The sequence below is a fragment of the Paenibacillus sp. GQ49 genome (assembly GCF_059759055.1).
In genome coordinates this window covers 205,451-220,458 of record NZ_JCAXEL010000008.1, presented here as the reverse complement: position 1 = coordinate 220,458, position 15,008 = coordinate 205,451, and the positions used below count along the sequence as shown (strand labels likewise).

The following is a 15,008-nucleotide window of genomic DNA, read 5'->3' as shown; positions in this document are numbered from 1 at the left end:
TGTGGGGAGGGAACGTGCATGATATTATTGAGCTGATGACGATGATTAGGTTGAGATTGAACGTTTATGAACCAACAAGGGCTGAATCCTCGCCAGATAAGCAGCATAAGAGGGATCAAATGGAATACTCTATCTAATGGCTGCGAACAAGTCAAAAGCATGGTCACCTAAGAATTTGAATAAAATCATGGTGGCGTTAGAACTTACCGATATAACGCAATTGATTGAATATAAAAAGGAACAGCAGGAGTAATCCAGTTGTTCCTTTTTTTTTTTTGCGCGATATAGAAAAGAATACATTTCCATTTTAACAAAATATACACAATTATTTACAATATGTGGTTGATAGAGTGTGTGAATTGATATATTATAAAAAATGTAACATAATCCCAATTAAGGAGTGATATTTTTGTTGAACAAAGCGTGGAAAGTTGGAGTTGCTTTCGCATTATCAAGTGTTATGATGGTAGGAACATCGGTCGGTGCCTTTGCTTCTAGTTTGCCACAAGAAAAAATCATTACTGATATTGAAACTACTATTTCAACGCCTTCAGTAAATCCTATTGTAAATGAAACTATTAATGCAGCCCCTGGTAACGATAATGTTGAAATTCAAGGTAAGGCAAAGGTTGCAGCCGCTACAATTAAGGCATTGTCCAAATTCGTAAAGAATAACTCGGATACAATTCGTGATCTCTTACCTGGCGATAAACTGAAAGATGCCTGGGATGAAGCAAGTTGGAATATTACTAATGAATTGGATTTCTTAGCTTCTTTAGGTGATGCGGTTGAAGAACAAGTCCAAAATGCCATTGTACAAGCTATTATGGGCGTAGCTCAAGGATCTATTAGCAGTTCAGTGGCTAATAGAATTGCTAATGTAGTAATGTTGTTCTTATAAAAAGGAGTAATATAATACTATGCCAAACGAATCACTAGAAGAGAAAGTGGAAAGATTGGAACTATACGTTACGCTCCTACGGCAAATTGCTGTAGATCCCGAGGAATATCGATTGTGGGATTGGGTGATTGCAAATGAACTAAACGTTGATCAGTATAATTCAATTAAGAATGTATTAAAATTATGTGTTCGAGCAAATCTTGCGGCCGAGAAAGATCCATCTGTGAAAATTCCTACATTGGAAGAACTGGTTGATGACTTAGTCCCAATTCTATCTCCAAATCCGAGAATAGCACATACTAAGGGTGTTATCGAACTGTTAAGAAATGCTGTGAAAATGACACCTTACCTATCTTTACAAAAATACTTATAAGCGTATCAAAGCAACGAATTTTGACTTTGAAGGGTTTTGGAAAAGCTTCATCTTGCAGTAAATCTGCGGATGGAGCTTTTTTCATGTTGAATAACGAACGTACATTCGCATATAATACAAACAAATGTTCTTATTGGAGGGATATACATGCCAGTGAAATACTTGGGTCGGTTAGTTGAAATCATTTATGAGGACCAAAGCGGAAAGATCACGAAACGTCGTATCCAGGTTAAAAGCATACGATCCGGGATGATCAAAGCTGATGATCTGTTGTCGGGGCAGCCGCGGACATTTCGCGAATCCGGCTTACTGGCATGTTATCCAATTAGAACGACAGCACAGGGGGCATAAACATGTTGACTGATTACGAACGGAAAGTACTAAGGATCTTGTTTAATTACAGTAGCGGCCGCAGACGATTACCAACAATCCATGAACTTACGGTTAAGACAGGTAAGGGGAAGCCGGATGTTATGACTGCTTTGGACGCTCTTGTGGCTGCGGCATACATACACTGGGAGGATAAGTCTAACACGGCCAATATTGTGATCCTGGAAGGTTGGGAACGTGAGTCGGAGAAGCCTAAGCTTCCAAAGGCACCGCTACCAGCTCTGCCAAACGATTTAAGTTATTGGACTCAATATTAAGGAGGCGTTAACTATGGCAAGCAAATTAACGGGTAACGGGATCTTTGAAGGATCACGGATTAACCTTCCGGAACATCGTGGGGCGTATGTAAGGCGATGAGTGAACAGGAGAGACGGGGGAAGCCGGTTCTGGACGAACAGGAAGTACAGCTGATCGAGCAAGCGATTTTGGAATCGTACCACGAATGCAGAGCTATCACACTCTGACTGTATTTAACCCGTTTGATGACGAGGAGCTGCGGGGCGTTGTCACATCGATCGATAAGCCAAACAGGAGAGTCAAAATTGAACGCGGTGATGACTACAGTTGGCTAAGAATAGAAGAGATCATAAAAGCAAGCATATAAAAAAAGAAGTGCCTTGGTCTTTATAGCCAGGACACTTCTTGTTATAATCTGGATTGTTCAGTCTGTATAATTTTTAGTCAAGTGTTTTTCTGCTACATAAGTAAACAAAAATTTACAAGGGAAATGAATCAGATTAATTTGTGAGAAGGATTGCGGTTAAAACATTACGATTTCAGTTGAAATCTGAGGCGAAATACTGCTTTTAAATTAAGATCAACTCGAAAAAGGACTGATTACATGATAAATAAAGACAAGTTTTATGAAATATTGGCTAAGGGTAGGGAAGATGATAAGTGGGACTTTAAAGAAAACCTATCAATTGATAATAAACAGAAGTTCTATAACGTCTTAAAGGATATGCTAGCTTTTGCTAATTCTGATGGGGGTTATTTAGTACTTGGAGTTAAAGATAAAACTCATGAGTTAGTAGGAGTAGAAAACGAAATAGATGAAGCAGAATTATCCCAAAAAATTGAATCTTCTTTAAACACGATTATTGATTTTAAATTACTTTACTTTGAAGATAATTTAAACGGAGAAATTAAAAAGTTTGGGTTACTTGAAGTTAAAAGTGCTCGTCGCCTGTTCTACTCTCCTAAAACATATTCATCTGAGAAAGGTGTAATTATAGAATCGGAAGCTGTTTACGTAAGAAGAGGTACAAGAAGCATTAAAGCGACTATAGAACAATTAAATCAGATAATAACGCGAGTACACAAAATTTCTTCATATAATTTTACACCAAAAGAACAAGAAATTATAAAAGCTAATAAGGAGTCAGCATACACTGAATATAAAGTTTTTCATAATTACTTGAATGGAAACTTTGAATTTACTGCAATGAATTTCGGAGACAAGATTAAGGAATTATGTTTTTATCAATCCAAACTGAATAAACTAGAAGTAGCAAAATGGCTAGGTTTTGAAGAGGATAAAATAAATGACTATTTTAATGGACTTGCGTTTCCGACGTTAGAACATATTTTAAGAGCCTCAAAGTATTTCGATGTCCCTTTAGCATTCTTTTTCAAAGCCTCCTATATGGGAAGAGGTCCTATATGGGATGAAGCTTTGGTTAATTTCAGTATAATACAACATGTTGTACAAAAAAATGAACTTTTTACAATGGACTTAGGTCCATTCTTTTCTAATGTACTGTGGGACATGGCTAAAAATATCTGTTTATTCGTTGAATGGATGGGAACGGATTATAATGATTATTTAAAAGCAAGGGAATCTACTGATATTTTTACTATTAAACCCAAAGCGTTTGAGCTATATGATTATTTGTCTGATATGTCTCAGGAGGAAGTAATAGACTTTAAAGACTCTTTAAGTGTTCAACACTACAAGATAATCGAAAAAGTATATCATAAAGAGGATCGTACCTGGCTTCCAGAAGAACATTTCTTATTTAGTTTAGTTGGATTTGGAAAAGAGTTAGTTTGTCGTCTAATAAATGAAAGTATCAAATCAATTGAAATAACACACGGAAGTATAGAAGTGAAATATCATTTTATCGAAGAAATAAAAGCTAAAAAAATTAATGGAAGAGAATACAAAGAGAAAGATTTGAAATTAGTAATACATGAGAAACGAGTGTAGAAAACTAAATTATTTGTATCAGCAATACTAAATGAATAACATCACATAAAAGATCACAATCTCTGCGAACAAAGCCAGATATAAATGATACTTTCTATAACTAGAACTCAGATGGGAAGCAATAAATCAGCTTGTACAACTACAAACGTATGTGAGCGAGAAGTATAGCAAGATGGACCTAATGTACGCTTAGGCTAATGATACACGGATCAATCACGGAGAACGCTCCTGCGGGAGAGTTCTTTTTGATTTGTAGAGAAATGTATGCGCTTTTAAATGTACTACGCAAATATTGCAGTATGGGTTATTATAGAAATAATTAAGGTAAATTACTCAAAATGTGGAATTGTTTTATTGACTCTTAGTTTGGAGGAAGGTGACATGGATAAACGTAGTATTCATGAAACCAATAGCCTGTCCTGGGATACAAAAGGAAATGATGTTATAGGAGCAACAGCACTTCCGATTTATGGAGGACGGATCTATCGGAGAATCAAATTGAAAAAACAAAACAACTTTTGTCATCCACAAATGTGTTGCTGCAGAAGAGAGTAGACTTATTTTAAAAAAATGTTACTTTAATGAATCTTGGTACTCGGTAACTCTTGGCGAAAGTAAGCTAGCCTTGTCGGATCGTAAAACTTATGTAAATACGTTAGCAAAAGCTGGGTTTGCCATTGAGCAAATCATTGAGGACTCTGATGATGAATTGATGCAACTGCAAAATGATGATTTTGCCACTAAGGCAAAGATGCTCCCTGCAACCTATGTGATAAAGGCACGAAAACTATAGTAGAACAATAAGGGGATAGCTAATGAAGATTAATCGAAAATATTACTATGTTTATAAAGCAATTACTTGTTTTCTGTCATTCGCTTTAATCATTATGACATGTGCGGTACCTGTAAACGCTGAGGTAGAGAATGTGGAGACTACGCCCTCCAGAATTGCGTTGTCATCGTTAGAGGAAACGATAGATTCATATGTTGCTACTAATCAGAAGAACACCGCTGCCGTTTCGGTTGTAGCTATCAAGAACGGTGAGACCATTGTAAATAAGGCCTATGGATACACAGATCTTGAGCAACAGAGAAAGGCAGACACCTCTACTGTATTTGAATGGGGTTCAACTTCTAAACTATTGGTCTGGACGAGTGTTATGCAGCTTGTAGAACAGGGAAAGCTTGATTTGGATACCGATATTCAGGACTATTTGCCGGAAGGATTTCTAAAGAAACTTGAATACGATGCTCCCATTACCCTAATGAACCTTATGCATCATAACGCAGGATGGGAGGATAGATTGATCGATTTATGGTATTCATCCGAGAGTGATATTGTGGAATTAGGTGAAGCTTTACAAAAATTTGAACCAAGGCAGATCGATAAACCTGGGAGTGTTGTTGCTTATTCAAACTATGGTACGGCTATGGCTGCTTACATCGTTGAATTACAAAGCGGACAACCCTTTTATAAATACGTCAATGAACATATATTTAAACCGCTGAATATGAAAGACACTTCGATTCACCCGTCACAGTATGATAATCTAAACATCTTGAAACGAAGAAACGAGATTCAGGGGTACACTACGAATTTGAAACTCATCCCTAAGAACAGAGCATACATAAGCTTATACCCTGCAGGGGGCGCCATTGGCACGGCAGAGGATGCAGCTAAATTCCTCGCAGCCTTAATGTCGGTGGATCGTAGCAATTTATTATTCACGAACAAGGACACGTTAGAAGAGATGCTGTCAACAAGTCTATATTATGATGGAACTTCTACTCCTCGAATTGCGCATGGTTTCTTTGAAGTAGAGTACTGGGTGCCTGCACTAGAACACGCTGGAAGTACGGCGGGATTTTCAAGTAAATTTGTTTTTGACCCGGAGTCTAATTTTGGGTTAGTAGTCATGACAAACCAGTCAAATGAAATGGCTTATAACGTTGGTCTTGTCCAGAAGGTGTTTGGAAGTAGTTTCAATACAAATTTGGTTACATCTGAGAGTGGAGGATATTATCTGCCTGCCCGACGGGTCGTTTCCGGTTTTACGAAGGCATATTCGATGTTAAGTTTGCAGAAGTATACAACATTTGACCTTAGTAATTTTGCAAATGTTGTTGAGCGTAACGGCACTGTTGAAAAGGTCTCCATTTCTTATAATGACTTTTTGCCCGTATCCAATTTAACGATAAACTTGATCAAAGCATCTTTTATTGCTCTTCCAGTAGCCATCCTACTCAGTTTGAGGGCGATAATTGGTTATTTTATTCGGTTATCCAAATACAGATTAAAAAACTGGGAAAGACCCGGCACAGGATTTGATAAATATCATATTGCCATTAATATTGCCAGTCTGGCATTAATTTTAAATACGATCCTATTGTTTATGCGCGCCTTAGGCTTCTCCCCCTATTCTTCATTACGCATACATCTCATTTTGAACCTGGTTTATGTGATTCTAGCTGTGGCGTATCTTGTTTTGTTGTTCTACAAACTGCTGAAAAGAAGCTATAGTAAAAAGCAAAAGGCGGTATACATCATGTCTGGCATGTCTGCTTTCCTATTTGCTGCTTTTATTATGGGATGGGATTTGTACTTTTAGAGCAGTAGAAAGGATGAAACCATGAACATTCAAGATCTCCCAATTGAAATAAAAGAACATATAGGGGAAGTCCAGAAAATCACTTTTCCTAAGCAAGGTCATACTTCTACTGTGGCTATACTGGATACGTTTGATCAAAAGTACATCATCAAGAAGACAGAAAACGATCTTTATAATGAATGGTTATCCGATGAATATAAGGTGCTCCAATACCTTTACCAAACGGGACTCCCTGTTCCAAAGGTATATTTATTTCATACTGAGGAGACATCAAGATGGCTTCTGATGGATTACATTGATGGAATAAGTTTAAGAGAATTTCTCTCTACGATGCCTGACCTCCAAAGTAAAGAAAAAGCGATTTTTAACTTTGGGCTTTGTTTAAAGAAAATACATGAATGCTCTTGTCCTGTTGAATTATTGAACAATGACACTCCTTGGTTAGATACAATGCTTAATAAAGCAGAATATAATCTAACTCACTTTGCTGTAGACGGATCAGCAGAACTACTTCAACAGTTAAAAGAAACAAAACCAAAACCAATAGAAAACACTTTCATTCATGGAGATTTTACTATAGATAATGTGCTAGTTAATGATTGCAATATTGTTGGAGTTATTGACTGGGCAGGTGCCGCTTATGGCGATCCAAGATATGATGTAGCATTAGCCATTAGACCGAAACATAATGCGTTTGATAATGAAAGAGATAGAGAAATATTTTATAACGGGTATGGAAAGTCAAGAATAACGGATGAAGAATATAATTATTTTGAAGAAGGGATATATAACTTCTTTTAGTCTGGCTAAAAATCATGTTCTTTCAGATTAAAAAATGTTCCGTTTCAGTCATTTGATTCTTGATCTGTTGAGTGCATTAGAGAAGTAAGTTCACACGAACACAACCGCATGGACTATCCACATAGCAACTAGCGATTGAGCTTAATCGGAGGAAGTCGTGAACTCAAGACCTGTATACGATAACTTTAAGCAAAGGGATGAAATCTTATGGAATCTTCGGAAATCTTCAATATAGTTGAGTTAACTCTAGAGGGTTTGAAGAAAAGATTAGATAGTAATAATTCATTATTAATACAAGGTTCAACTGGTTATAGTGAGCCTGCAAGATTTACGTTTTATCCGGGTTCATCAAATCAAGAGATCGATGCTTTATTTGAAGAGTTAAATTTAGTTATTCCTTGGGACTATAAAGCTTTTTTACTAAATCATAATGGAGCAGATCTATTCGTGCATCCCTTTTATGGAGGGGGGATCCAATTGTATAGCTTAAACATGATTCGACAGGTATACATTGATTATGATTATGTTAGCATGATACCGCAGGGTTGGATTCCAATAGGTTCGGATAATGGAGATATGCTTTTTATAAATACGAATGAATGCATTGATAGATTTTCTAGTTATTTGTATTGGACTGAAATGTTGTTCGTTGATAGCGCAATTAAGATAAATATGAATTTTGAGAGATGGTTTGAAAGACTGATTATATGTAATGGTGCGCATTTCTGGAATTGGAATAATGAAAATTCTGAACGTTATTATAGGCATTTACAAGGACACATTGAAAATATGAATAACTATGATGGCAAGAACTATACACTCGCTTTGTCAAAGAAAGATTAATGACTCCGTATTAGAATAAAGAACTTCAAATGCATATCCAATCTCTTTAGAAGGAGTAAAACAAATGAGCCCTCCAAAACATATCTTATCTGCCGCTGCAATCGTGATAAACGACAAAAATGAATTATTACTTATTAGGAGGACCCCGAAGAGGATGGGAAATGCCAGGTGGTCAAGTGGAAGAAGGAGAATCTCTAAGTCAAGCTGCGATCAGAGAAACAAAAGAGGAGTCCGGAATCGACATCGAAATCATCAAATTCTGTGGAATATTTCAAAATATCGAGAATTCAATATGTAACACATTATTTCTAGCCAGACCAATAGGAGGAGAATTAATCACATCAACGGAGAGCTTAGAGTCTGGTTTCTTTCCGATCGAAGAAGCCATTTTAAAAGTCGAATGGAAAAACTTCAGAGAAAGAATAGAGTATTGCTTAAACCCTGAGATGCAACCTTTTTGCATTGAGTTCAGTGATAAGAATAATATTTAATGTTTCCGGAAAGGAAGTTCAATCTATGAAACGAGTCGATGTAGTTTACTCACTACTAACCAATCCATCCAAATCTAAAGTCCTTGCAGTAAGAAATGTAGAACGTTCAAGCTGGTCGCTGCCTGGCGGAGCTGTTGAAGCCGATGAATCATGGGAACAAGCAGCAATCAGGGAAGCCAAAGAAGAAACAGGACTTGATGTTGGCGTCCACGGTATTTTAGCAATAAACGAGTGTAAATTTGAAGAAATCAAAGAACATGCCATTTTTATCACATTCAGAGCGGAAATCGTCGGAGGGAATGAGGAGATATCAAGACCAGATGAAATCTCTGAAATTGCATGGTTGGATATAACACAGGCAGATGAGCTTATGCCTTACTACAAGAACGGCTTTAAAAGCTTACTTAATGGCAATGAGATTACATATTTCAACGAAGGTAACAAGTAATGTTCTGAATGTAGTGTATAAAGGAGGCTATCAGATGAACAAGCACAGTGTTTATGAAACAAACAGCTTTTATTGGGATACAAAAGGGAATGACTTTTTGAGTGCAATCGTGCTTCCACATTATGGAGCATTTATCTCAGAAGAAAAACACCAACTTTTTGGTGATGTCTCAGGATTAAAGATGTTAGAGGTGGGCTGTGGAAATGGTCAATCCTTGCAGTATCATGGGGATCGCAAAGCAGGTGAGCTATGGGGTATGGATATATCCCAGAAACAGATAGAAAAGACACAACAACACTTGAGGACATACGGAATTCCTGCAAGATTGATATGTTCACCCATGGAAGAGGAATGCGGTATTCCTACTAATTATTTTGACACTGTGTATTCAATTTATGCCATAGGTTGGACAACTGATCTTGATGTTACTTTCAGCCGAATCGCTTCTTATTTAAAGAAAGATGGCATTTTTATTTTCAGCTGGTCTCATCCAATTCATAGATGTGTCGTTGAAGAAAATGATAGATTTGTTTTCAATAAGTCATATTCTGATGAATCTTGGTATGCGGTGTCTCCTGATTTTTGTCAGGGAGAATTAGTTTTAGCTGATCGTCAAATATCAACCTATGTAAATGCGTTAGCAAAAGCGGGATTTGTCATTGAACAAATGATAGAAGAATCCGATGAGGATATCATGCAATTACATAATAATAGCGATAGTCTCCTTAAAAGAGCGAAGATGTTACCTGTATCCTTTGTGATTAAAGCGAGAAAACGGTGAATAAATGAAATGAATCGGAGAGTGGGCTATGTTTAAATATCAAATGGATACTGCTACCTATGTATCGCTATTATTTATGGGTTGAAAGCAGATCAATGGAGAACGTAATAAATCAAATTTTATTTTAACTAAAGGAGCTAGTTATGAGAAAATTACCGCTATTTATAGTGACAGGCGCAAGTGGAACAGGAAAAACAACGATCTCTTCGCTTGTTCGCAAGCAACTTCCCGAATTTGACGTCTTTGATATGGATATCATCGATAACGTGGATTGGCAGATTGCCAAAGAGAATTGGTTGAGGATTGCGTATAACATATCGCTAAGTGGACGAGGGACTGTTTTATGCGGAACGATGGTGCCGGAAAACATTGCATCGTCTGATTACATAGATCGATTTGATCGGATTCTATATATGAACTTGCATTGTGACGATGTTACTCGCGAGACGCGTTTAAGAGCCCGTGGATGGGACGTGGACTTGATTGAAGATCACAAGAATTTTGCAAATTGGTTACTCCAGAATTCGGAAACTGCGTTTGACCCGCCAATGCAAACAATTGATACGACAGAGCTTACAGCAGTGGGAGTAGCTGAACAAATTAAAGAATGGGTTTTAAAGAACTGGTGCGAGGAATGAACACCTAAAAGACATCATGATGAGACGAAGGAGGTCACGAATTGTTTCTCAATGTATTACTTTGGTTGATTATTCTCTGGGTGATCTCCCTTTATTTCAGTTTTCCTAAGAAAGATCGCATGTACACAGTCAATGTGCCACGTACATATTTCATTCAATCTTCAAATCGGTTGGATATTCAGAAAAACTACGAATGCGCTGCATTTTCCAGTGCGTTTGTCTTGAGACATTTCGGTTTGGAGTCCAACGGAACAAAGCTATATGAAACCTATCCTCGCAAATTACTGGATGGCACAGTATATCCCAAAGCGGTCGTTGTTTTTTTCAGAAAACTAGGATATCAGGCAATGTACTTACGAGGAAATGTGAATACGTTGAAAAAACAGATCAGCCAGGGTGTGCCTGTGATTTTATTTATTAGAGTATATCCCAAACAACGTTATTTGCATTTTGTTCCCGTCGTTGGCTATGATGAAACACATTTTTACTTGGCAGAATCGTTAGACCACAAGATTAATTGTGATGAAGAATATTACAATCGAAAAATCAGCATAAGTGAACTCAACATGTTATGGAGGTCATGGTTACCTTTTTCTCAAAATTCCTATATCGTCGTCCATCCGATACAGATTTAAGACGGCCCTCTTTCAAGGGACAAAATATATATGCTTTGAACGAACTAATTGGTTTTATCCGGAACGTCTGCGTGGTTAAATCCTGAAACTCATGCCCAAATGGCATGAGTTTTTTTGTGAACAAGTCTCCTCATGTAAATCAACTTGCTTGAATCGATGATTATGAACAAAATAGATCAAACGTATAGGCAGTTGCTACTGATTTTATTGTTTTACCTGATAATTAGCGGAGTTTTTTAGTTAAAATGGTTGTTCGTCCACGCATCTTTTCATCTACATACGTACGTTAAACCATGTCTATAGGGAGGTGTCCACACTGTGAGTCATTCAGAAGTGAAGAAACGTATGAAGAGAAAAAAGGCAACATTCCATCCGTGTAAAGTTAAAAGAAAAGAACGCCGATTGAAAGTGGTCAAAAAGTTCGTTCAAGTAAAATGTCCGCCTCCAGAAGTGAATATATCTACCCCTACTGTTGTTGGACCAACAGGACCCCAAGGTATACAAGGCGTACAAGGTATTCCAGGTAGACAAGGGGTTGAAGGGCCACCTGGAGCTCAAGGACCAGCGGGGGGGCCACCTGGACCACAAGGACCTCAGGGACAGCCTGGTCCTGCTGGAGCGGTAGGCTCTCAAGGTCCGGTCGGACCTGCTGGACCTATGGGAGCACAGGGGATTCCGGGAGAAGCAGGGGCTGTAGGGCCACAAGGTCCGCAAGGTAATCCCGGACCTGCTGGAGCAATTGGGCCTCAAGGTTTTCCTGGAGCTGTTGGGCCGACGGGTGCGACAGGAGCTGCAGGAGCAGTAGGCCCGGCAGGCCCGGCCGGTGCAGCAGGAGCGGTAGGACCCGCTGGAGCAGTAGGCCCGGCAGGCCCAGCCGGTGCAACAGGAGCGGCAGGTACTGCTGGAGCAGTAGGCCCGACAGGTGCGACAGGAGTAGCGGGTCCTGCTGGAGCCACGGGAGCTACAGGTGCAACAGGAGCAGCCGGAAGCGTACTGGGATTCGCTGACTTTTTCGCGCTGATGCCACCTGATAATGCAGCAACGGTTGCTCCCGGTACAGATGTAAGCTTTCCTCAGGATGGGCCAACAAGTGGAACAACTATCTCACGCACGGGTCCTAGTTCCTTCAATCTGGCAGCTATTGGTACGTATCAGATTTTGTTCCAAGTGAGCATCGATGAAGCGGGTCAACTAATCTTAACCCTCAATGGGGCAGATCTGGCTCCCACAGTAGTTGGGCGAGCAACGGGAACGTCTCAGATTGTTGGTATGGCTTTGGTGCAGACAACCGTAATTAATTCTATTCTGACCGTGCGGAACCCGGCTGGTAATGCTACTGCATTAACAATTACGCCACTTGCAGGCGGAACTAGACCTGTATCGGCACATCTTGTGATCACACAATTAGCGTGAATCCGGTAATAGGCTAGGCTAATTGTCCTCAGCTTTATTAAATATGCATCCACAATGGTAACATGGGTTTGCTTGAACTGAGATAACAGTATTTCCTTGAAGCTGTTATCTCAGTTGGAGCGGATAATGGTACAGGAGTAACTACATATCGGATACCCTTTTTGTTTTGTGAGGAATGGTGAAAACGTCACTACTAATTATTTTTTCAGTAGTTAATATGTGAGTACATGAAGAATGGACACTGGAGAAAAATTACATGGGTTGTTGCGGCATTATTATTAATCATGGTCACGGCTTGCAGCAATAGCAAATTCAATCCAAACGAATTTTCAGAACAGGATCTGGCTGTGACGAAGACCGACAGTGAGGATAAGATTACGTATGGAATGAGTCAGGAAGAGGTGGAGAAAATCCTCGGTGAGGGAACATCAACCGGTGTGGGTCAATCCTATCAATACAATAACGGGATCACGATTGGCTATAGGGATGCCAAAGTCGTTAGTATCATCTTGAATAAGGACTCGAAAGGGTACTTTAAGACGGCTCGCGGGGCAGAGGCGGGGATGACACATCAAGAGATTCTCGATCTGTATGGCAAGGAATATGTTTTAGTCGAATCTGAACGTAATATCGATTATGCCTATCATATTCAGAAGGAAACATTCCTGGATGAGAAGTCACTGCAAGCGGCAAAAAGATGATCTGGCTATCTATCGTGCATCGTTCATGCTGACAAAAGATGGACAGGTTAATCAGGTTATATTGTCGGATCAACGATTTGCAACAACCTTTAAGTAAAACATGGCTGCCAGGCAGCAGGGTATTAGATAATGAAATAGTACTTATTTTTCCTATAAAGCAACCCTTCGGTATTCTGCCGGAGGGTTTTCCCCTTCACACCGTTCGATTTCAATCCGGATAACAAGTTCCTTGTTTACGTGCATATACATTACAGGAGACGGGTCAAGACTCCGGCTGTCCTAAGTTGTATGAACGGAGGGAGAGACATGGGCATTGAATCATCCTGGATGTTTGATTTGTTTGGAACCGTCTTTCCGGTTGTATTTGTTCTGATTATAGGTATAGTCCTTCTGTCGATGGGAAAGGAGGTATGGAGGTGGGGACGCAACAACTCGGAGCCGCTATTGACCGTGCCTTCACGAATCACCAGCAGACGGATGAAGATGAGTCAGTCGCAATCTGAACCGGGTAGTACAGCACGAACGTTATACTACGTCACCTTTGAAGTAGAAAGTGGAGATCGGCTCGAATTCAAAGTCAATGGCGAAGAGTATGGTTTGTGCGCTGAGGGGGATGAAGGACGGCTATCGTTCAAAGGAACACGTTATGTAGGCTTCGAGCGATATAATCGCGTATATTCCGAACGCCTACGGGGTTAAACTGAGCAGCTTACGCCAGAATGGCGTGAGTTTTTTTTGATTATTTGTTGGACAAGCGTTTCTTAATGGGCCTAACGTGTTTTTATATAAGAAGAGGCTTATAAGATTATGATCGAAGGATCATTACCATAGAGGAGGCAAACAATATGTCATTTACAGATCAGGTCGTTGTTGTAACCGGGGCCGCTCAGGGAATAGGACGAAGTGTGGCTGAGGCTTATGCGGTCGCTGGAGCCAAAGTTGTACTTGCCGATCACAAGGAAGCCGAGGGTGCCGCAGCCGCAGCTTCCATTCGTAATGAAGGCGGAGAAGCCATTTTTGTTCAATGTGATGTTCGGAGCGAGCAGGATATTACAAATCTTTTTCGCACAACCGTGGAAGAATTCAAGCAAATCGATGTTCTGGTGAATAACGCAGGGCTTGCAAAATGGAAGTCCCCCTATGAATTAACGCTGGAAGAATGGGACGATGTGCTCAATACCAATGTGAGAAGTTGCTTTTTGGCGAGTCGGGAAGCAGCGAAACATATGAAAAGCAATGAACATGGAGGTGTCATTATCAACATGGCTTCTACCCGTGCGCTGATGTCTGAACCAGATACCGAAGCTTATGCCGCATCCAAAGGAGCGATTGTAGCTCTGACACATGCGCTGGCGGTCTCACTGGGCAAGGACCAAATTCGGGTCAATTGTATCAGTCCGGGATGGATTGAGACAGGTGACGTGGAGAAATTGAAAAAGGAGGATCATGAACAGCATCCCTCCGGTCGTGTGGGTGTTCCTTCGGATATCTCCCGTGCTTGTTTATATTTGTCTGATCCAAGCAATACCTTTGTCACAGGGACCAACCTCGTTATTGATGGAGGCATGACCCGAAAAATGATATATGAGGACTAGAACCGGGATTGAACCGGGCGAGCCCTAAGCTGTCCCAACTTCAGAGTAATAAGCCCAAGTTAAGCACTTGGGCTTATTTGTTTTTAATAACTCGGTTGCTATAATAAATGTGATTTTACAACAGTAGAGGAATGGAGGGAGTATATGTTCGGGAAACAATCCCGGAAGGTATTTTGGCTG

General features: G+C 39.7%; 18 protein-coding genes and 1 pseudogene. All 19 read left to right on the top strand.

Translation table 11 applies throughout. The annotated features are described in order from the left end of the window. Nucleotides 1–409: 409 nt before the first annotated feature. The 19 genes and pseudogenes from AC6CIF_RS16370 (at nt 410) to AC6CIF_RS16280 (ending at nt 14,828) form a co-directional block, all read left to right on the top strand. Nucleotides 410–901 (top strand): YqxI family protein, encoded by a 492-nt coding sequence (locus AC6CIF_RS16370; RefSeq protein WP_211085464.1) that lies wholly within the window; start codon nt 410–412, stop codon nt 899–901. A gap of 19 nt (nt 902–920) precedes the next feature. Further along, on the top strand, nt 921–1,274 hold the full coding sequence (locus tag AC6CIF_RS16365; protein WP_315936587.1) for a DUF1878 family protein: 354 nt from the start codon (nt 921–923) through the stop codon (nt 1,272–1,274). 147 nt (nt 1,275–1,421) lie between these two features. Next, the gene (locus AC6CIF_RS16360; RefSeq protein ID WP_498200471.1) at nt 1,422–1,625 is read left to right on the top strand and encodes a hypothetical protein; all 204 of its coding nucleotides are present in this window, start codon (nt 1,422–1,424) and stop codon (nt 1,623–1,625) included. Between the two features lie 2 nt (nt 1,626–1,627). Continuing rightward, a complete protein-coding gene (locus AC6CIF_RS16355; protein ID WP_498200470.1) occupies nt 1,628–1,921 on the top strand; it encodes a hypothetical protein in 294 nt (97 codons plus the stop codon). A gap of 96 nt (nt 1,922–2,017) precedes the next feature. Then, nucleotides 2,018–2,128 (top strand): YolD-like family protein, encoded by a 111-nt coding sequence (locus AC6CIF_RS16350; protein ID WP_498200468.1) that lies wholly within the window; start codon nt 2,018–2,020, stop codon nt 2,126–2,128. A gap of 377 nt (nt 2,129–2,505) precedes the next feature. After that, the gene (locus AC6CIF_RS16345) at nt 2,506–3,873 is read left to right on the top strand and encodes an RNA-binding domain-containing protein (protein ID WP_498200466.1); all 1,368 of its coding nucleotides are present in this window, start codon (nt 2,506–2,508) and stop codon (nt 3,871–3,873) included. A gap of 381 nt (nt 3,874–4,254) precedes the next feature. Further along, nucleotides 4,255–4,428: a hypothetical protein gene (locus AC6CIF_RS16340; protein WP_498200465.1), complete on the top strand. Its 174-nt coding sequence runs from the start codon at nt 4,255–4,257 to the stop codon at nt 4,426–4,428. Nucleotides 4,429–4,688: 260 nt separating this feature from the next. Further along, complete coding sequence (locus AC6CIF_RS16335) at nt 4,689–6,482, top strand: serine hydrolase domain-containing protein (protein WP_498200463.1); 1,794 nt, start codon at nt 4,689–4,691, stop codon at nt 6,480–6,482. 21 nt (nt 6,483–6,503) lie between these two features. Continuing rightward, a complete protein-coding gene (locus AC6CIF_RS16330; protein ID WP_498200461.1) occupies nt 6,504–7,283 on the top strand; it encodes a phosphotransferase family protein in 780 nt (259 codons plus the stop codon). A gap of 207 nt (nt 7,284–7,490) precedes the next feature. Next, on the top strand, nt 7,491–8,126 hold the full coding sequence (locus AC6CIF_RS16325; RefSeq protein WP_498200460.1) for an SMI1/KNR4 family protein: 636 nt from the start codon (nt 7,491–7,493) through the stop codon (nt 8,124–8,126). A 64-nt stretch (nt 8,127–8,190) separates the two neighbouring features. Continuing rightward, nucleotides 8,191–8,617, top strand: a pseudogene (locus tag AC6CIF_RS16320) (NUDIX hydrolase). A 25-nt stretch (nt 8,618–8,642) separates the two neighbouring features. Next, entirely contained in the window at nt 8,643–9,065 is a 423-nt protein-coding gene (locus AC6CIF_RS16315) for an NUDIX hydrolase (RefSeq protein ID WP_498200459.1), read from the top strand. Between the two features lie 34 nt (nt 9,066–9,099). Next, nucleotides 9,100–9,846: a class I SAM-dependent methyltransferase gene (locus AC6CIF_RS16310; protein WP_498200458.1), complete on the top strand. Its 747-nt coding sequence runs from the start codon at nt 9,100–9,102 to the stop codon at nt 9,844–9,846. Between the two features lie 143 nt (nt 9,847–9,989). Beyond that, on the top strand, nt 9,990–10,484 hold the full coding sequence (locus AC6CIF_RS16305) for an AAA family ATPase (RefSeq protein ID WP_498200457.1): 495 nt from the start codon (nt 9,990–9,992) through the stop codon (nt 10,482–10,484). A 41-nt stretch (nt 10,485–10,525) separates the two neighbouring features. Then, nucleotides 10,526–11,119: a C39 family peptidase gene (locus AC6CIF_RS16300; RefSeq protein ID WP_498200456.1), complete on the top strand. Its 594-nt coding sequence runs from the start codon at nt 10,526–10,528 to the stop codon at nt 11,117–11,119. Between the two features lie 318 nt (nt 11,120–11,437). Beyond that, nucleotides 11,438–12,532 carry a collagen-like protein gene (locus AC6CIF_RS16295; RefSeq protein WP_498200454.1) on the top strand — a complete coding sequence of 365 codons (1,095 nt, stop codon included), beginning with the start codon at nt 11,438–11,440 and terminating at the stop codon, nt 12,530–12,532. 227 nt (nt 12,533–12,759) lie between these two features. After that, nucleotides 12,760–13,233 (top strand): hypothetical protein, encoded by a 474-nt coding sequence (locus AC6CIF_RS16290; protein ID WP_498200453.1) that lies wholly within the window; start codon nt 12,760–12,762, stop codon nt 13,231–13,233. A gap of 306 nt (nt 13,234–13,539) precedes the next feature. Further along, complete coding sequence (locus AC6CIF_RS16285) at nt 13,540–13,932, top strand: DUF2500 domain-containing protein (RefSeq protein WP_017688132.1); 393 nt, start codon at nt 13,540–13,542, stop codon at nt 13,930–13,932. Nucleotides 13,933–14,078: 146 nt separating this feature from the next. Next, nucleotides 14,079–14,828, top strand: coding sequence for a glucose 1-dehydrogenase (locus AC6CIF_RS16280; RefSeq protein WP_498200452.1), 750 nt, complete (start codon nt 14,079–14,081; stop codon nt 14,826–14,828). Nucleotides 14,829–15,008: the final 180 nt, after the last annotated feature.